General features: G+C 52.3%; 12 protein-coding genes. 1 reads left to right on the top strand and 11 read right to left on the bottom strand.

Annotated features, from left to right (window positions below; all coding sequences use genetic code 11):
* Positions 1-32 precede the first annotated feature (32 nt).
* From EKM91_RS09575 to deoC, 6 genes are all read right to left on the bottom strand, one after another.
* The gene (locus EKM91_RS09575) at positions 33-1,040 is read right to left on the bottom strand and encodes a LacI family DNA-binding transcriptional regulator (RefSeq protein WP_125753317.1); all 1,008 of its coding nucleotides are present in this window, start codon (positions 1,038-1,040) and stop codon (positions 33-35) included.
* 12 nt (positions 1,041-1,052) lie between these two features.
* Positions 1,053-3,200, bottom strand: a complete 2,148-nt coding sequence (locus tag EKM91_RS09580; RefSeq protein WP_125753320.1) for a glycoside hydrolase family 65 protein — start codon at positions 3,198-3,200, stop codon at positions 1,053-1,055.
* Between the two features lie 184 nt (positions 3,201-3,384).
* Positions 3,385-5,061: a C40 family peptidase gene (locus EKM91_RS09585; RefSeq protein WP_125753323.1), complete on the bottom strand. Its 1,677-nt coding sequence runs from the start codon at positions 5,059-5,061 to the stop codon at positions 3,385-3,387.
* Between the two features lie 171 nt (positions 5,062-5,232).
* A complete protein-coding gene (gene deoD, locus EKM91_RS09590) occupies positions 5,233-5,940 on the bottom strand; it encodes a purine-nucleoside phosphorylase (protein WP_125753327.1) in 708 nt (235 codons plus the stop codon).
* Between the two features lie 48 nt (positions 5,941-5,988).
* A complete protein-coding gene (locus tag EKM91_RS09595) occupies positions 5,989-7,179 on the bottom strand; it encodes a phosphopentomutase (protein ID WP_125753330.1) in 1,191 nt (396 codons plus the stop codon).
* Positions 7,176-7,868 (bottom strand): deoxyribose-phosphate aldolase, encoded by a 693-nt coding sequence (gene deoC, locus EKM91_RS09600; RefSeq protein WP_125753333.1) that lies wholly within the window; start codon positions 7,866-7,868, stop codon positions 7,176-7,178. The genes EKM91_RS09595 and deoC overlap by 4 nt, the downstream gene beginning before the upstream one ends.
* A 236-nt stretch (positions 7,869-8,104) precedes the next feature.
* On the opposite strand from deoC, the gene EKM91_RS09605 reads away from it, so the two are divergent.
* Positions 8,105-9,226, top strand: coding sequence for an NAD(P)-dependent alcohol dehydrogenase (locus EKM91_RS09605; RefSeq protein ID WP_125753336.1), 1,122 nt, complete (start codon positions 8,105-8,107; stop codon positions 9,224-9,226).
* A gap of 53 nt (positions 9,227-9,279) precedes the next feature.
* Here EKM91_RS09605 and EKM91_RS09610 read toward each other — a convergent pair whose 3' ends face one another.
* The 5 genes from EKM91_RS09610 to EKM91_RS09630 all read right to left on the bottom strand — a co-directional run bounded on the left by EKM91_RS09610 (position 9,280) and on the right by EKM91_RS09630 (position 18,124).
* Entirely contained in the window at positions 9,280-10,110 is an 831-nt protein-coding gene (locus tag EKM91_RS09610) for a class C sortase (protein WP_125753339.1), read from the bottom strand.
* A 23-nt stretch (positions 10,111-10,133) separates the two neighbouring features.
* Positions 10,134-11,783: a SpaH/EbpB family LPXTG-anchored major pilin gene (locus tag EKM91_RS09615; RefSeq protein WP_164508525.1), complete on the bottom strand. Its 1,650-nt coding sequence runs from the start codon at positions 11,781-11,783 to the stop codon at positions 10,134-10,136.
* Between the two features lie 29 nt (positions 11,784-11,812).
* Positions 11,813-13,075, bottom strand: coding sequence for a pilin N-terminal domain-containing protein (locus tag EKM91_RS09620; RefSeq protein ID WP_125753341.1), 1,263 nt, complete (start codon positions 13,073-13,075; stop codon positions 11,813-11,815).
* A complete protein-coding gene (locus EKM91_RS09625; RefSeq protein ID WP_125753344.1) occupies positions 13,075-16,077 on the bottom strand; it encodes an MSCRAMM family protein in 3,003 nt (1,000 codons plus the stop codon). The genes EKM91_RS09620 and EKM91_RS09625 overlap by 1 nt, the downstream gene beginning before the upstream one ends.
* Before the next feature lie 238 nt (positions 16,078-16,315).
* Positions 16,316-18,124 carry an EAL domain-containing protein gene (locus EKM91_RS09630; protein ID WP_125753347.1) on the bottom strand — a complete coding sequence of 603 codons (1,809 nt, stop codon included), beginning with the start codon at positions 18,122-18,124 and terminating at the stop codon, positions 16,316-16,318.
* Positions 18,125-18,456: the final 332 nt, after the last annotated feature.

The following is an 18,456-nucleotide window of genomic DNA, read 5'->3' on the forward strand; positions in this document are numbered from 1 at the left end:
ATCAAGGGGCATTTAGCGTGTTTGCGCGTCACTCAGGGCTGTCTTGTGGTCCCGCGGCGGATCAGCTTGACCGGTTGCGTCGTCAACAATAGCGGTGTCTTTGAAACCGTTAAAAAATCAACGGCTGCCAAGGCACGAGCGGCAGTGTCTTGCGCAACTGTCGTCATCTCCATCCAAGCGGCGAATGGTTGATCGTCAAAACCGACGATACTCAAGTCTTGCGGGATCTTTAACCGGGTATGCGCGTGCAGATACGCCATCAATTGTGCTGCTAAGGTATCAGCAGTGGTGACCACCGCATCTAATTGGTGATGTTCAGCTCGCCAAGCCACCGTTGCAAAAGCCGCTTCGCCTGCTGGCAACACATACACCGGCTCACCGCTAGCTTGCAAGGCTTCCCGATAGCCTGCCAAGCGCCGGCTTTCCACACCGGTTGCAGTAAACGAATACCCTAAAAAGCCCAGATGCTTCGCTCCGCCGGCTAACAGCTCTGCAACCGCGGCTTTGGCTCCGCCGGCGTCGTCCAGTGCAAATACGCCAACGCGTTGTTTGGGTGCCAGTGTTTTTAATTCGATCGCCGTGATCGGGGTATCAATAAATGCCACCGGCACATGGACACTAGCCAAGACTTTGGCCAAATAAGCCGGGGCCATGCCGACGATCACCAACCCGGCAAGTTGCCAATTTTGTTGCAATAACGCGATCTCTTCGACTGAATTCACATGCCGCACCAGCATAAAATGATGTGCCGCACGGACCGCACTTTCCAGCTCACTGATCAAAGCGGCCATAAACGGTGCGGAAAATACCAGCTGCGTATCTTCAACGGTTTCAGTGTAATCGATCACCGCGATCAATAACGAATCCGCACCGGCTAAGCTGCGGGCGTTTTGGTTGGGCACATAATGCAGCTGTGTCACCAGTGCTTCGATCTTTTCGCGGGTGGCTGGGGAGACTTTGTCCGTCCGCTGATTCAACACATTAGACACCGTCATCGTCGAGACGCCGGCGAGCTGTGCGAGTTCTTTAAGGGTGACCATACTATTTTCCTCCTAGCTCGGATCACTGATCGGCGTAAGTGTTGCGGTGGTTTGCGTGACCACAGCGCGATACCACTGGCTTCGCTGCTGCAGACAAAAACTGACTTGCTGCCAGCCTTTAGGCAAGCGCGCATGCACTTGCGGCTTACCATCAACGCTTTGCAACCCGCAAAAGCCTTGCACGACCGCTTGCCAAGCGCCTGCATTCGCTGCCGGGTGCGTGCCGCCAATATACACCCCGCCAGCAAATTGCTTTGTATCCCCGGTCAGATCCACGGTCGCGCTCTTCATAAAGTAAGGGTAAGCCCAATCGGATTCACCGATCTTCGTGGCCAACAACGCATACACCGATGCACTCAAGCTGGAGCCATGTTCGGTACGCGGTTCATAATAGCGCCAATTCGCTGCCAGCGCTGCTTGCGCGTAATCTTGGGCAAACAGCTGCAACATGAAGACGACATCGGCTTGTTTGATCACTTGGGTATCAGCAGCGACCCCATATGCCCCGCCCCAATACTCATTAGGCTTGATCAAGCGGGCACGTACAGCAGGAACTAAGACATTTTCCAAATCAAAATAGCCATCAAACTGGGCGATCAGCTGCGTCTTGGCCGCTGGTGCCGGCACATATAAGTGCGTCGCAAATTGCTCGATGCGCGCTTGCCACTGCGGATAAGCGGTTTGCGCACAAGCGGTTGCATATGCGGCGGGATCAAGTGCTGCCAATTGCGCCATCGCCGCCAGCGCGATCTTTGCAGTGGTTTGGGCCAACTTATTGGTGTAAGCATTGTTATTGACCCGTTCATGATACTCATCTGGGCCTAGCACATCTAATAATTCGAAGCGCTCCTTGTCTGGTTTCCAATAACTATAGCTATAATAGAACTTCGCACATTCGACGATCACCGCAGCGCCGTCTCGCAACAAGGCTTCGTCGCCAGTTTGCTGATAACTGCGCCACAACGCCAAGGCAATATCGCCGGAAATATGGATCTGCTTATCGCCGAAATACGTCCGCATCGGCCGCTTGGAAAAGACATCCGTCACATTGTAGTCACTGACCCCATCACGCCCGTCTTCTTGGCTTTCCCAAGCATAAAAAGCCCCTTCATAGCCATACCGTTTGGCCTTAGCTTGCGCAGCAGGCAGCGTCCGGATGCGGTAACGCAAAAGCTTGCTGGCCACTTGCGGATCGGTGTAATTGAAAAACGGCAGCATGAACATCTCGGTATCCCAAAATACTGCGCCTTTGTAAGTTTGGCCAGATAAGCCGCGCGCCGGGATCGACATATCCAAGTGATGCGGTGCCAATAACATCAGCTGATACTCGCTATAACGCAGTGCCTGCTGCGCTTGCACATCACCTTTGATCTGGACATCACTGCGCGCCCAGCGGCTGGTCCAAACGTGCTCATGCGCCTTAAGCGCAGCGGTATAGCTAGCTGGGAAAGCCGCAACATCGCGATCGTGGCTGGTCGTGATCAAGGCCAGCTTCTCAAAAGTTACCGGGACTTCAGGTCGCAAGGTCAAGGTCCAAGTGGTGCCTAATAAGCGCTGATCGGCCACAGGCGTCCCTTGAGGCAGCCCCTTGAGCTGCGTTTGGACCTGAACCGTCTCGCCTTCACCAGTTTGCAACTGCACCGCTTCTGGCGTTGCAGTTTGCACCGTCAAGTGTGGGCCGTTGATATCCCAAATCGCCAGATCGATCGCACTGGTCAGCGTCAACGTCATCGGCTGATCACAAGTCAAGGTATAACGCTGCGCTAAAAGGTGGTCATTGGCCCCACTGGCAAACCGCGTACTGGCGATCGTCAGCTGAGCTTGGTCAACGGCGAATGTGGTTTCGCGATGATGCACCGCAGCCTTGAGATCAAGCCACTGGCGGTGTGCCACAAGCGGGGTCGTTTTGACGCTGAGGGGCTGATCGGCCACGCGGATCTGGGTGAAAAACGGATTTGGCGCGTTGACCGGCTCCCGCCACGCCGATCCATGCCGGTCGTAAAGCCCGAGCAAGTTGACGGCCACATAATCTTCGGCCTCAAATTCATCCAGCGTGCCGCGATAGCCCAGATAACCATTGCCGGTCATAAATTTATTCCCATTACCGACGATAGCGGCAGGATCCCACTTTGTGGTCGCAACTGTCCATGTTTTTTCCATACCACGCCTCCTAGTTTAGCGCTAAAGTTTAACGTTAAACCTATCGTAACCGCTTTCTTGTGAAATTGCAATCATGTGTTGTTTCGCCCCTAGCAAAAAAAGCCCTCTTGACCACAAATCGCATGACTGTGGCAAAGAAGGCTTAAGCTGAGAACCGAAACACGATTGTTTGGCGCGCGATTGATTATAAAACGCGTACCCCAAATGATGGTGCAAAATATGGGGAAATGGGAGAAATCGTGACTGTTTGTCCTGGTTGTGGTGCATTGATGTATTGGTTGCCGCCAAGGTAGATCGCCACGTGATAAGTGGCTCCAGCACTGCCCCAAAAGACTAAATCACCAGGTTGCAAGTTTGCGATCGAAACCTTAGTCCCCGCAGATTCTTGCGGTACCGTCCAACCGCCGATTTCCTTGTTGGCGCCATTGAGAAAGGCATAATGGGTCAATCCCGAGCAGTCAAAACCGCTAGGCCCTTTACCACCCCAAACGTATGGCTTGCCAAGTTGGGCCTTGGCCACGTTGATTACGGCTTGGATCTGCGCACTGGTGCTAGTGGTTGCGGGCGCAGGAGCAGGTGTGGTCACGGCTGCAGGCGTCGTCGGCTTGGCTGGCGTGGTGGCTGCCGAAGTCGTGGGCGCAGGTTTAGCCGTTGTGGTCGTGGCGGCTGCCTTAGCTGGGGTCGCAGGCGCAGCTGGCGTTTGCGCAGCCGGCTTTGCGGCCGTTGTGGTTGACGCAGGCGTAGTTGCTTTAGCCGCAGCGCTGGCTTGGGTGCCGGCGGTGCCAAAGTAGCGCGCAGAAACATAATTGCCGTCACTCAAATGATACCAGGTTTCGCCGTTAGCAGTCGTCGTCCCCACAGCAGTAACGGTATCCCCAGCTTTCAGATACTTACCAGCAAGTGTCGTATATGCCGCAGAGCGCCATTCTGAGACCACGCTTGGAGTATAGGTCACAGTCAAAGTGGTCGTCGCTGCTTGCGTATTGGCAGTTGGCTTGACTGGTGTCGCAGTGGCTGGTTGGGCCGGCGCCGCAGCTTTAGCCGGCGCAGTAGTAGCCGCTGGCGTAGTCGTGGCTGCCGGCGCAGTCGTGGTGGCCGCCGGCGTCGTGGCGGTCGGCGCTGGCGTCGTCTTTGGCGCAGGGGCAGCCGCAGTGGTATTTGCTTGCGTTGCTTGTGTCGTCGTTGCTTGACTAGCGGTATCGTTGGCAGCGGTGGCTGGTGTTGTCACTGCCTTAGGCGCAGTTGCTTGTGGCGCAGTCGGTGTCGTTGGGGCAACAGTCGTGGCTGCTTTAGTCGCAGTCGCAGCAGCGGCAACGGCTTTTTGGGCCCCTGCTGGCGCCGCAAACCGAGCTGGCACATAACCGCCATTGCTCAAGCGATACCATGTTTCACCATTAGCTTGCACGGTGGCAACGGCAGTGACATTTTGATCAGTCGTCAAGTAACGGCCACTCGGATGCGCATAGCTGGTTTCATTCCAAATCGTCACTGCACCAGTCGTATAGGTCGCTTGCACGGCAAAGGTCTTAGCGGTTGCAGTCGTGTCAGCTTTGGTAGCGGCTGGGGCGGCTCCGGAGACTTGGAGGTAAAGTTCGGGGATCCATTCGTTGGCCCCGATCTGATACCACACTGTGCCGTTGACGTTTTTTTGGCCGATCACAGCGAGTGCTTGATTATGCACGACATAACGTTTGACGGCTTTGAACGCGGGGGTTTGCCATACGGTGGTCGCCCCTTGTGAATAGGTGACGGTCCCTGTCGTTGCGGCACTTGCTTGGTTAGGCGCCACAGCAAGTGTTGCTGCACCGGCTACCCCCGCCAAGCCGGCGGCAAGCACTAAGGCCTTTTTTGACTCTGTCATCCAAACTCCTCCATTCAACATATGTTCTTTTTAATGTTTACGATTTCTTAATAGATAACTTCAGATTAACACGATGGCTTTTGCCATGCACCCGAAAGCGCGTTCGTTATCATTTTGTTACATTAAAAAAAGGCCGAGATAGCGGCTTTATCACCATTACTCGGCCAAATGTTACAATCCCTTTACAACTTCCAAGGCTAACTTCAGCATGTCATCAAAACTTGTTTGCCGCTCTTGCGCCGTCGTTTCCTCTCCGGTGACCAAATGGTTGGAAACGGTCAAGATCGCCAATGCCCGGCGCTGGTACTTCGCGGCGAGCAAATACAAAGCCGGCGTTTCCATTTCAGTCGCCAAAACACCGTATTTGATCAGCTGATGCCGATCCATTTCGTCATTATAAAACCGGTCTTCACCTAAGATATTGCCGGCTTTAACAGCGATGCCCATTGCTTGGGCTTGATCATACGCTTGATGCAAGAGGCCAAAGTCCGCCAGTGGAGCAAAATACATCCCCGGACCAAACGTGTTCAAAATAATGCTGGAATCTGTCGTCGACCCTTGTGCCAATAACACATCGCGCACATGCACAGCTGGGTTTAACCCGCCGGCAGTCCCGACCCGGATCAAAACTTGCACATCATAATCGACGATCAACTCAGTGACATAGATACTGATCGATGGGATCCCCATCCCAGTTGCTTGGACCGACACGCGCACGCCTTGATACTCACCGGTGTAACCAAACGCATTGCGCACCGTGTTGTAGCGTGTGACATGGTCCAAATACGTCTTTGCAATATATTCTGCCCGCAGTGGATCACCTGGCAGCAAAACGATCGGTGCGATCGCTCCTGGGCGGGCTTCAAGATGTGTGCTCATCGGCTTCCTCCTATTATATATGACCAGCTGTCCAGACGGTTGTATGGTTTATTTTAACAACGGCAAAAACGACTGGCCGACGCCATTGCCGGCAACGCCAAAGTTATCTAAGATCGTGGCGCCCAGATCTGCAAACGGTGAACGCACGCCTAAATCGCCGCCGCCTGGCAATTGCTTGCTATACGCGATCAGCGGCACATATTCGCGGGTATGATCCGTGCCGCGAAATTCTGGGTCATTACCATGATCAGAGGTGATCAGCAAGAGATCATCTGCTTGCAGCGCGGCGACTAATTCGCCTAGTTGCTGATCAAATGCCATCAATGCCTCCCCATCACCTTGCGGATTGCGGCGATGGCCATACATTGCGTCAAAATCAACTAAGTTCGTGAAAATAAAGCCGGTACGCTCACTGTTGACCGCAGCGATGGTTTGGCTCATGCCGTCAGCATTGCTGGTCGTATGCACGCCATCGTCTAAGCCGATCCCAGAAAAAATATCGTTGATCTTCCCGATCCCAAAAGTAGCGATCCCAGCCTTTTGCAGCCGATCCAGATCAGTCGGCGCCGTGGGTTTCAGCGTATAATCATGGCGATCGCTTGTGCGGGTAAAGTTAGCTGGTGAATCGCCGACATAAGGCCGGGCGATCACTCGACCGATATGATAATCTGTGATCGTGATGCTGCGGACGTATTCACAGATACGGTACAGTTCTGCCAGCGGGATCACGGCGGTGTTCGCTGCGATCTGCAGCACAGAATCCCCTGAGGTATAAACGATCAAAGCCCCAGTGCGCAGTTGTTCTTCACCGTACTCGGCGATCACTTCAGTCCCTGAATATGGCTGATTCACGATCACCTTGCGTCCTGAAAAAGCGGCAATTTTTTGGATCAAAGCATCTGGAAAGCCTGCCGGGAAAAAGCCAAGCGGCGCTGTGACCGGCAGCCCCATCATTTCCCAGTGGCCGTCCATGCTGTCTTTACCCGCTGAAATCTCATACATTTTACCAAAATAACCAGCCGGATGCGGTACCGGGCCGACGCCTAAGATCGGCATCGGCCGGGCAATATTGCCCAGTCCCAACCGCTGCCAGTTAGGCAAGGTCAGATCCCCGTCAAAATAAGCCCCAATATGCCCTAGAGTGTCAGCTCCGGTATCATGAAACTTAGCCGCATCAGGCGCTTCGCCGATCCCGATCGAATCCGTCACGATCGCGATCACCCGTGAGAACTTGGTCATTGTGCTGCCTCCTTCAAAATTGCGACGCCAGCGCTGGCGCCTAGCCGATCGGCGCCAGCATCGATCAATGCCTTAGCTTCAGCATAGGTGTGGATGCCACCTGCAGCTTTCACGCCCAGGCGGGTGCCGACTGCTTGCTTCATTAAGACCACATCATGCACCGTGGCCCCACCTTGCGCGAAACCAGTAGACGTTTTGACAAAGTCGGCTCCGGCGGCTTCACTTAACTCGCATGCGCGCACTTTTTGTTCGTCTGACAACAAGCAGGCTTCAATGATCACCTTCACCAAGCCGCCTTTGGCATGTGTGGCATCCACGACCGCTTGAATATCAGCTTTCACTTGGTCATCATGGCCAAAACACAGCTCGCCGATATTCAACACCATATCGATTTCAACTGCGCCTTCATCTAACGCATGGTTGGCCTCAGCGACTTTCACAAAAGTCGTATTGGCCCCTAAGGGAAATCCGATCACTGTGCAGACATTCACACCGCTGCCGGCCAGTGCCGCTGCCGCTCGCGGCACCCAATACGGGTTGATGCACACCGACGCAAACTGATACTTTTTAGCTTCTGCCAGCACGGTATCGACCTGGGCTTGGGTCGCATCTGGTTTCAATAACGTCTGGTCGATAAACTTCGCTAATGGCTTCACGGTAATCGCTCCCTTTTTCTTATTTAGCTTCATCTTACCATGTTGCCGAACAAAAGGACTAATCTCCCAGTAAAAATGCGTCTTTGTTCTGATCGCGCCTGCGCTCATCTGCGGCGATCCGGCCAAGAGTATCCGCCTATAACAAGCTGTCTTCAGCAATAAAGTGTCCTAGACCGAATTTTGCCAGACACGCGTTAAAGCGCTTGTATTTTCGATTTTTTGTGAAATAATGATCACGTACAAGCTAACATAGTTAGGAGTGTTCATGTATGAAGATCAAAGCAGCAGTGGTTGAGAAACAAAATGCAGATTTTGTGATCAAAGATGACGTTGAATTGGCTGAGATGGGGCCGGATGATATCCAAGTCCATATGGTTGCCTCTGGGATCTGCCATTCTGATGAAGCGTTGCGGATCGGCGACGCGGTCATCGACTACCCAATCGTTTTAGGGCATGAAGGTTCTGGGATCGTGGAAAAAGTCGGTCCAGAAGTGACCCAATTCCAACCTGGTGATCATGTCGTCCTTTCGTTTTATGCTTGCGGGCAGTGCAAGTCCTGCTTGAAAGGGATCCCGACGCAGTGTGAAAACTACGCCCACAACAACTTGTCTGGCGTTCGGCCAGACGGCAGCAGTCACTTCACCGAAAACGGCAAGCACGTCGCTGACATGTTTGATCAAAGCTCCTTCACGACGACCACTGTCGTCCGCGAACGCAACGCCGTTAAGGTCCCGAAAGAACTCGACTTGCGCAAGCTCGGACCTTTGGGTTGCGGCTATGTCACTGGCTCTGGGACGGTTTTGAACACCCTTAAGCCAAAGCCTGGCGATACGATCGCTGTCTTTGGGACAGGCGCGGTTGGTTTGGCTGCGATGATGGCCGGCCGCATTTCCGGCTGTGTCAAAGTCATCGGGATCGATATCGTTGATTCTCGGTTGGACTTGGCCAAAGAACTTGGCGCCACTGACGTTATCAACTCCAAGAATGTGGATGTGGTCAAGGCAGTCAAGGACTTAACCGATGGTTACGGGGTCAACTGGGCCGTTGATACCACCGGTGTGACGGCAGTCATGGAAAACTCCATCAAAGTCTTGGCCCAAGGCGGCACCAGTGCTACCATCGCGGTCACCCCACACCACATCGATGTCGATACTTGGAATGATCTGTGTGTCGACGATAAGAAGATCGTCGGAGTCAATATGGGCGATTCCATTCCCCAAATCGATATTCCGCGGTTGATCCAGTTCTATCAAATGGGCGTCTTTGACTTTGATAAGACTGAAAAGTTCTACAGTTTCGATCAAATCAATGAAGCCAACGCCGATTCTCGTTCTGGCAAGACGATCAAGCCGATCTTAGTCATCGACGAAGATTACGTGCCTGGCAAGTAATCCAAATTAAAAAGGAGCCGACAATGTTTCGCGTGAAACATTGTCGGCTCCTTTTATACTGCTTGTTTGCGGCGCTTGATGATCCTGATCAGCAGCCAGATCAACACCCCGACTGCAGCGATCGCAACAGCGATCAATGCCCAGCTTTGCCACCAGCGCTTGCGGTCACTGGCTTGGGTCTGCTTGGCCAAGTCATCGGTATAAGGCACCCGATGACCGGTGACCAATAGCCGGTGCGAGTTGATCATATACGGGGTACACGTCATCAATGTCGCTAAGTCGCGGCCTTTTTCGATTTTTAAGGCATCGACTTGTGTGGGCTTGACGACTCGGATCCGGTCGACTTGATAGGCTAAATGCCGCTTGCCGACCGTGAGCACGAAGCGGTCCCCTTTTTTCATGTCTTCCAAATCGGTAAACAACTGCTTCGTCGGCAATCCGCTATGCGCTGACACCACCGTATGCGTGCTTTTGCCGCCACGAGGATAGCTCGTTCCTGGCAACACGACTGCTCCGCTTTGCAACAGCGTTTCGTTGGTGGTGTCATATAGCGGGATGTTCACTTTCAGCGTCGGGATCGTCACCGCCCCTAACAAATGGCGCCGGCGATACGCAGCTGAGCCTGAACGGGCCCGATTGGTCTTGAACTCGTCAGCGTTAGGCCGCAAACCATTTTGAGCCAATTCCGCATTATAGGCTTTTTGTTTGGCGCGCAGCTTGGCTTCATTTTTGGCCGCTTGTTGGCGATCATCTTGCAAGCGCCACTGCACCACGATATTGTTAACTGCATTGGCCACAAAAGGGTAGGAAAACACCGCTAAGCCAGCGAAAAAGATCAACAGGACGATGATGTCCCCGATGGTACGATGACGCCGCTTAGCCATAGGCTTCCTCCTTTATTGCGCGGTTACGCTTGGCGCTTCTTGTAGTAAGTGGCTGCACCGCCCATGGCCGCCGCACCGACGATCAAGAAGGCGATGATCCCAGTAGACCCAGTCATTGGCATGGTTCCATCTTCTGGGGTGTTTTTCACCGTTTGGGCCAAGTTATTGGCTTCGGTCAATTCAAGCGTCCCTTGTGCCCCTTTAGAGATCGTAAACGGCGTGTTCTTATTGGCGATCAAGAAGCCATTTGGCGCTTTGGTTTCTTCTAGGGTATAGTCGCCAGTTTCTAACCCATTGATCTGCAGCAGTCCTTTTTCGCCAGAAACTAACTTAGTGGCCTGCGTTGCATCAGTGCTCCAGGAAATAGAAGATGGCGCGTAAAGCCCGTTATTGCCCATCGTCCCATGCAACTGGGCATATTCCGTCTTGCCACCAACAGTCCGGTGGATCCGGAATTCGGCTCCTCTCAAGCCGTTTTCGATATCGGTGCTGGAGACCTTGGTAAACTTGTAGCCCCCAGGTTCGATGTCTGGCGATTGGTCATCCATTTCGACCTTTGTGCCATTATCAAATTCCGCATAGAAGGTATTGTTGATGTCGGCGGTTGGAGTCGCTTGCGCATTGATCTTCATCGTGTAGCTAAAGGTCAATGTCTTACCGGCTAAGGTTTGCACAAACTTATTCAATGCGGCTTGATCAGCGGTGGCAAAGTTGATGTCGAACTTAAAGCCGGTGTAATCTTCCGCCCACGTATCTTGACTAGAGTCGCCATAGCCGTTGCCCGCAGCATCTTTGAGGACCTTTAAGATGTCCTCAGTGACTCCGTCGGCGCTGATCCCATCGATCCCGACAAAGTCTGTCCCAGCTGGGGTCATCTTATCGCTTAAGTTGAAGTAGCGATATACCCAGCCAGCCTCATTTTTCTTGCCAATATCCTTTGGAATGGTGACTTTGGTCGTGTATTTCACTTCGTCCCCAACTTCAAAGTTGTAGACTTTGTTATCTGCCGTATGGTCTGGATCACCATTCACCAATTCCTTTTGAATCCCGATGTTCTTCGGGTAAACGACAATTTTATCCATATAGTTATTGGACGTTGGATTTTTGGCTGGCAACCCAACGATCAATGGTGCCGCTGTCAGCAAGCCCAATTCTGCCGCTGAGGTCACTTCTTCAAACAAGTAAATGGCATTCATCCCATTCACCCGTCCTGGCAAGTTTGCAAACCGTGCGACCCCTTCTTGACCATCGACGGTTGAGGTGGTGATCACATCATCGCCTTCGGTTGGAATGGTAATGTTATGCGCTTGCTTCAAGTCGTCCCAATTTTCAGAAATATAGGTGCTGACTTGCGTATTGGTCACGTCTGGATTGTCTTCTTGCAACTGTTCTTTGATCGTCCAGAAAAGTTCAGTGATGTCGATCTTAGCAAACTTGACCCCGTTTAATCCTGGTTTGTCGTGTAAGGGGTTATTCGTGGTCCCATCGTTGTAATACTCTTGGGCATCAAACACTTGCTTCTTGTGCAGATCGACGGTCACAGTATCTGGTGCTTTGGGTGTTTCTTCTGTCGTATCCGCATGCACGATCGACGTGACCGGCAAGGCAGACAATGCCATGGTGCAAGTCATCAGGCCAGCAATCAATGCGCGCGTTAGTTTGGTGTCTTTCATCATAGTTCCCCCTATTTGTGTGTCGTTGCTTACGAGACATTACGGTGCTTGCGGCGCCATACCAACAGCCATGCCGCAAAGATCAATGCTAATCCCAGGATCACTGCCATCCAAGTGGCCACATCCCCGAGACTCGGTAAAACGTCTTGGCTGCCGCCCCCTCCTGGCTTGCCAGGTTCAGGCTTGTTTTCGCCAGGGGTTTGTTTTTGATAGTTGTAAACCCGCGGGCGGCCTTTGGTGATCGTGGCTTCTTGAACCACGCCAGAAAGGGTTTCATCCATCACTTCGCCATTGACTAATACGGGTAAAAAATTCCCCTCTTCGTCATACCATGACGCTGGCACTTCCACTTTCACCGGTTGATCGGCTAAGTTGTTGAGATATCCTGGCACTGATTGCAGTTCTTCAAAATAATACGTGCCTTTAGGCAAGAAGCGCTCGCCAGTGTTGACCAGCCCGTTTTGATCTGAGATGAATAAATTCACCTGCGGATCATGCAGCGGATCAGCAGATTCGATCCATTCATTTTGCAAATCATTGACCGGTGATAACGACAAGTAGCGCTTCACGCCATTTTGGAGTTCATACAAAGCAAACACAGCGCCTTGCAAGCGGACATGCTCACCTGCTAGTGTCACCCCAAACTTGAAGAAATACGGATCGCGGACATACCCGATGTTTTTCGGATAGACATGAATGTCTTCAAGCGCTTCACCACCCACTACCAGCGGTAAGCTGACATAGATCGGTCCGGCTAGCTTGGTCACATCGACATTCAAGGCCACCTCGGCGTCAACGCCGGTTTCAACGATCAAGTATTTTGCGTTTTGGCCAGCCACTTTCGTCGGTACAGTGACCGTTGCGACCCCCGCTTCTTGAGCGACGGTTTGGGTGGTGAGCTGGCCGACTGCGCCAGCGGTATTACCAGCTGGCTGCAGCTGATATTTGGCCACCAAGGCTTGCACTTCTTTACGCGCCATCTTGCTCATGCGCGTGGCGAAGTCTTTTTCACTTTCACCTGGTTGGCCGGCTTGGGCAAACAAGGACGTCGCATCATAAACGGTAAAATGCGCCCCGTTGAGCCCGAAGGATTCATCCCCCAGCGTGATCTCTTGGCCTTGGTTGTCATACTGCCATTTGTCGACGTCTTTCAAGCGGGCGTCGCGATAGATCCGCTTATGCAGCGTGATCGTCACGTCTGATTCAGCCGCAGCCGGCGTCATACTTGGCGCCTTGGCGATGCCAAAGGCGACTAGCATGAGCCCTAATAGCCACCAAAAACGAGCCTTCATCAGCGTGCACCCCCTTTACGCCGCAGCCACCACAAGCCAGTGCCAACCATCAACAACAAACTGGCCATTGCCAGGTAAACCTGATTGCCAGGACCGCCAGTCAATGGCATCGTGCTTGGTTCTGGATGATTGACGAGGCGAATGGCCAAGTGATTCAGCGCGGTACCGCCTTTGAGTGCAGAGGTAAATTCATATTGATCAGCCAACAGATCATCACCATGATAGGTCACCTTGGTGAGTTCACCTTGAGGCGTGAGGGTAAACTCAAAGTGGCCTGCCAATGGCAAGAACCCTTTAGGCGCCTTCACTTCATGCAGCGTGTAAGTGCCTGGACGCAGCTTGACCGCGTCAAAGGTCGTGTGACCGTTGTCGTCAGTGCGCCCGCGCGCGATTTCATCATCGCCTTGTTTGAGCATGAATTCAGCCCCGACGAGGCGCGTCTTATCAGGCGCTTCTTTGATCAAATCGAGCTGAAAGTCTTTCAGCGGATTCACCACCACGCCAGCTTGTTGATGGTCAGCCGGCCATTGAATATCCCCGTCTTTAGTGATCGTGATCAAGATCGGCGCCGCTGGTGCATATCCTACTGGCGTCGCGGTTTCGCGTAACCAATAGCTGCCTGGGGCCACTTTTTCAAACGTCACTTGCCCGCCGGCATCACTGGTGGCAACTGGATACAGGCTTTGACCGCCAGTTTTTTCAGCGAATAAGCCGAAGCTGACTTTAGCCAGCGGTTGGTCGAAGCCATCCACTTTTTTGAAGCCAAAATCAAATTCACGGATATTCGGCGTTACTTTGACTGTGACGGGATTAGTTTCTTCTTCATAGCCGAGCTGCAAGTGGCCGTCATACATCTTGACAGTCCCTTTATTGGTCATCACTTTTTCACTCGTGATCACGTCTGGATCATGTGTGGTTTTGACCGCCATCCGGACACTGAAGTACCCACCGGCAAACGGCATGTTCATCACGGTGCTGCCAGGAATCGTGATCACGATATGATCGCGCCCATTTTGCTTTGTTACCGTGACACTGACCCCTGCTAAAGCCGCCGGTCGCGCGTTCGGATCGGTTTTTTCATTGAAAACGACCACGTCACTGGCGCGCCCGTTTTGCAAGGTCATGCCAGCAGGCAGCGTATCTTCGATCACGATCTGGCCAGGCCGGCTGATCAAGTCTTCGATCACCGTGTAGGTTTCCTGGTTGATGTAGTAATACATCTGATTGGCGCCACTGGCGATCTCATTGATATTGGTGCCATCTAATTCATTGTCGGTATAGATGGCTCCGGTTTTTTGACTGCTCGTGCCGCCGCCCAGGTTGCCATTCGTCGTGATCGACTTATTGTTGGCCAATTCTGGGATCACAAACGCTGGGTCCCCAGACGCATTCGCCAGCCAAGTTTCGGTACCGGCAGAATACGTGCCGCGCTTAAAGCTGAACGTCGTGCCTAAAAGGACAAAGCCTGCGGCACCATCCCCGAAAGTCGGCGCGCCTAAGCGGTCTTGCCACTCTGCATCACGGTCGATGGTTGCAGGGTCAGCTTTTGCCCAGTTCCCCCATTTACGCGAGGTATACGCATTGATCCGATTGGGATCAGTCGATGCCTTCCATGTATGGGCTTTAAAGCTGTCAAATAGCGCAGGGACAATATTATCCGTCCCCAAGCTGGTCAGCTTCACGCCGGTGTTTTCTGACACCATCGCACTCGCACCATCGGCAGCCGCCACGAATTCACCAGGGTTCAGCGACGTGAAAGTCAGCTGTGGCTTAGTGTTGCCAGTGCTTTCAATGAAGTTGATCGCTTGTTTAGTACTTTGATCATAAAAGGTGACGTGCCAATCAAATGAGCGCACGTTAGCGATCGAGATCCCGGAATAGAAGTTATTGGAAAAGTCGATCCCAACGGTGGTCCCACCCCATTCAGCATTGCGGTAAACGATGTTATCGATCACCACATAGGCACCGATCGCTACTGGGTCGCCGGTGGTTTGGGCAAAGCCTACGTTGCTGTAGTCCAAATTTAACGTGGCTTTTTCTGCAGCTGCTTGGGAATCAAAAATCACTGCAGTTGCCGTTGAATTTTCCACGTAGTCAGTGGAAACATTGTTTTGCATCAAGGCTTGCGACTCATATTTATACCTTGGCGCATTGGTCCCCTTAAAATAGGTTCTGTGGTGGCCGTCAGCATTGGCGACAGCCACTTGCAACGATGCGCGAGCAGCCATAGTCAACACCAAGTTCGTCCCGATCGTTGGATTAGCCGTTCCCGGTGCCGGCAATGAGGCTAACGATTCGATCGTTGATTGTGGTGTCGCTGCTTCAGCCGCTGGAGCGGCGTCGGCAGCTGGCGGCGTATCTGGTTGCGTTTCTGATGCGGCTTCTTGTGCTGGTCCATCTTCCTCCGTTTCTTTTTTTGGCTCATCTGCTGGATCAGGCGCCACAGCCGTCACTTGATGCGGACCGGCGATCTCTGCCGTCAATAAATCAGCGGTGATCACAGGTGCTTCTTCAACGGCGACTGATGGCGCTTGATCGCCGATCGCAGTGGCACCAGCCGGGCCTTGCTCATTGAGCTGCGCCGTGACATAAAGCGTGGTCGTCGTTTTGGGGGTGGTAAACACCAAGTCCCCTTGACTATGCGTCGTATACGCTTTTTCGATCAACCACTGATGCTCTGGACGATCATCCGTCGCTTGCAGCTCCTGCCACTGCGGTTCTGGCACAGCATCAGGTGTCAAGCGCTCTTGGGCGCTGGCGTCTGTGCTGACGCGCAATTTCAATGCGCGCTCCTGCTCAGTTTGGGCGCGGGTATAATGCAGGGTCCACTGACGCTGATCGTTGACCACTGCATCTTTGACTGTCAGCTTGAGTTGCGACTGGTCGATCACCGTCGTCTCCGCACTAGTTTCCGCGCGCACGGGTTGCAAGCCGACTAACGCACTGAATTGCGTGATCAGTAAGAATAACGCTAGTGCTGCATTGAGCAACCTACGTTTCATGAGTAGCCTCCTTCCAATACTGGTTCCCCCTATCAGCTAGTTCGACGCACCCCCTTATTGTTACAATCAGATTCGTCTACAAATTAAGGTTATCACGCTCACCCGTCAGAAATACAATCAAACGACTCAAATAAACGAATTTTTTTTAATAGAATAAGATAACAGCCGTCATTTAATGGCAAAAAAAAGCGTGCTCCGGAAATCGGAACACGCATTTATTCCTATATATTGTGCCCGCTTATTCGGCTGGCAAGGTGGGTTTAGCAAAGAAATAACCTTGAAAATACGTGATCCCCAACGCGGTGGCAAAATCGACATCCGCTTGCGTTTCGACGCCTTCCAAAATCAACCGTAATTGATTTTTCCTTGCTACTTCTGCCCAAAATCTGATCCGTTCATGGATCCGCTCATCATCTTCATACTGACGCAAGTTTTGGATCGCAAATTTGACCCCGTCCACATATGGGATCAACTCCCGCACCAACTCATAACTATTATCACTGCCCACATCATCAATGTGGATCCGGATACCAGCATCGCGATACATGGCACTGATCCGCCGCGTCGTCGCCAGATCCGGCACATCCACGATCTCGACAGTCAAAGCACTAGGCCCGGCATCATGTTGATAACACGCGATCAAAGCCGCAGCCGTTTGCGGATCGGCAAACTGCGCCAGGGTCAAGTTGATTGCCACGCGCGAACAAGCCAAATGGGCCACTGCTTGATACAGCAAATCGACTTGTTGGGCCACCGGCAAGTCAAACCGTGCTGGCAAGACCCAGTGCTGGTTGTCTTCATCAAAACGGCGCAATAATAATTCACTAGCAAAACGCTGGTTTTGATACATGATCGGTTGGGCAAAAAATGCATAAGTCGGCGCCCCTTGCGCACTGGCCAATGGCGTACGATCGATCACGAGGGTATCGCCACCGCTTTTTTTAGCGGCATACAAGCTATCATCCGCCCGCTTGTAAAGATCATCATCGCGCTGATCGGTCGCTTGCATGACCGTAGCGCCAATAGAGATATGCGCTTTCAGCTTTTTTTCAGCATAAGTAAAGTCATGGTTGCGCACCGCTTGCCAGCAATCGATCAAAAGCTCACGCGCTGATGCCAAGTCCACATCAGGTAACGCAATGGTAAACTCTTCGCCGCCAAAACGATAGAGATGCTGATCATGGCCAGAAGCCGCCAAACGTGCTTGCAACAAAGCGGCCACTTGCATCAAGATGGCATTAGCCGCAAGATGGCCATAATCTTGATTTAACTTGCGGAGATGATCGACATCGACGGCCGCCAAGACTAACGGGGTGTGTTGGCGCTTGGCGGTGGCAAACAACGTCTCAAGATCTTGCTGATCGCGCTGATACGCCGACACCCCGGTCACTTCATCATAAGTCGCCAACTGTGCCATTTGCCGTTGCGCCCGACGCTCACGCCGCTGCACCTGCCAGGAAAATGCCGTGGTAATGGTCAATATGCCAAACATCACGATTGCTTGACCCCTAAGGCGCCCATCGACTTGCAACCCGATCGTCATCCGCGGCAAAGTGCCCCAAAAAGCCGCCCCCATAAACCACCCGCCTAACAAGACGATCAAGGGATGATATTGGCCACGCTTTTGCTCGTAACGGATCAACGACAATAAACCGACGATCGCACAAATAGCCACTAAACTCCAGCTGCTCCATGACTGCCCATGATAATAAACCCACAACCCTACGACACACGCCGCTCTAAGCAAGTATTCGCCGATACTGATCTGATCATCAAATAAAGGCACCAGTAAAATAAAGGCAGCTAAATTAAGCAGCAACATCGACTCCATGTAAGCCGCATACTCGCCGCCAAGCAACAGCGCCACCACGACCACCGGCAAAGCCGATAACGCCACGCGATAACCATTACGATGCATGCGGCGCTGATCAAAGGCTGACTCCCATAAATAGGCATCGATGCCAATAAAGCCTAATGCAAATAAAATTGCGACTAACGTTTGCGCGGTCCACAGCATCAGACCAATATCACTAAAATTATAATGCACAGTTATTGTCCCCCAAGCTCTCTAACCCTCAATTCTACCCCATTTTCACCGAAATCGGGATAGAATTTCGACTGATTTTCCAGTCCAAATCCCAAAATAATGATACTTTCTCATCTTGGTGCCATCTAGGATTGGATTGCGCTAACAGCGATAATATCATGATTAATCGCATTGATGCGGGGATTTTCACTGACCATGAGTTGACAAAAAGATTAAAACAGTCTAATCTGATTACAATCATATACCTGTCGTGAAGATGAGTACGCTGAAATGACGCTTCAGAGAAACCTCGGATGGTGCAAGGGGTCAGCGGTTTTAAGCAGAAGATGGTC

It is taken from the genome of Lacticaseibacillus baoqingensis (assembly GCF_003946165.1).
Lineage (GTDB): Bacteria > Bacillota > Bacilli > Lactobacillales > Lactobacillaceae > Lacticaseibacillus > Lacticaseibacillus baoqingensis.

Coding starts and splice junctions, on each gene's coding strand:
- EKM91_RS09575 (WP_125753317.1), bottom strand. CDS start 1,040: ATGGTCACCCTTAAAGAACTCGCACAGCTCGCCGGCGTCTCGACGATG.
- EKM91_RS09580 (WP_125753320.1), bottom strand. CDS start 3,200: ATGGAAAAAACATGGACAGTTGCGACCACAAAGTGGGATCCTGCCGCT.
- EKM91_RS09585 (WP_125753323.1), bottom strand. CDS start 5,061: ATGACAGAGTCAAAAAAGGCCTTAGTGCTTGCCGCCGGCTTGGCGGGG.
- deoD (WP_125753327.1), bottom strand. CDS start 5,940: ATGAGCACACATCTTGAAGCCCGCCCAGGAGCGATCGCACCGATCGTT.
- EKM91_RS09595 (WP_125753330.1), bottom strand. CDS start 7,179: ATGACCAAGTTCTCACGGGTGATCGCGATCGTGACGGATTCGATCGGG.
- deoC (WP_125753333.1), bottom strand. CDS start 7,868: ATGAAGCTAAATAAGAAAAAGGGAGCGATTACCGTGAAGCCATTAGCG.
- EKM91_RS09605 (WP_125753336.1), top strand. CDS start 8,105: ATGAAGATCAAAGCAGCAGTGGTTGAGAAACAAAATGCAGATTTTGTG.
- EKM91_RS09610 (WP_125753339.1), bottom strand. CDS start 10,110: ATGGCTAAGCGGCGTCATCGTACCATCGGGGACATCATCGTCCTGTTG.
- EKM91_RS09615 (WP_164508525.1), bottom strand. CDS start 11,783: ATGAAAGACACCAAACTAACGCGCGCATTGATTGCTGGCCTGATGACT.
- EKM91_RS09620 (WP_125753341.1), bottom strand. CDS start 13,075: ATGAAGGCTCGTTTTTGGTGGCTATTAGGGCTCATGCTAGTCGCCTTT.
- EKM91_RS09625 (WP_125753344.1), bottom strand. CDS start 16,077: ATGAAACGTAGGTTGCTCAATGCAGCACTAGCGTTATTCTTACTGATC.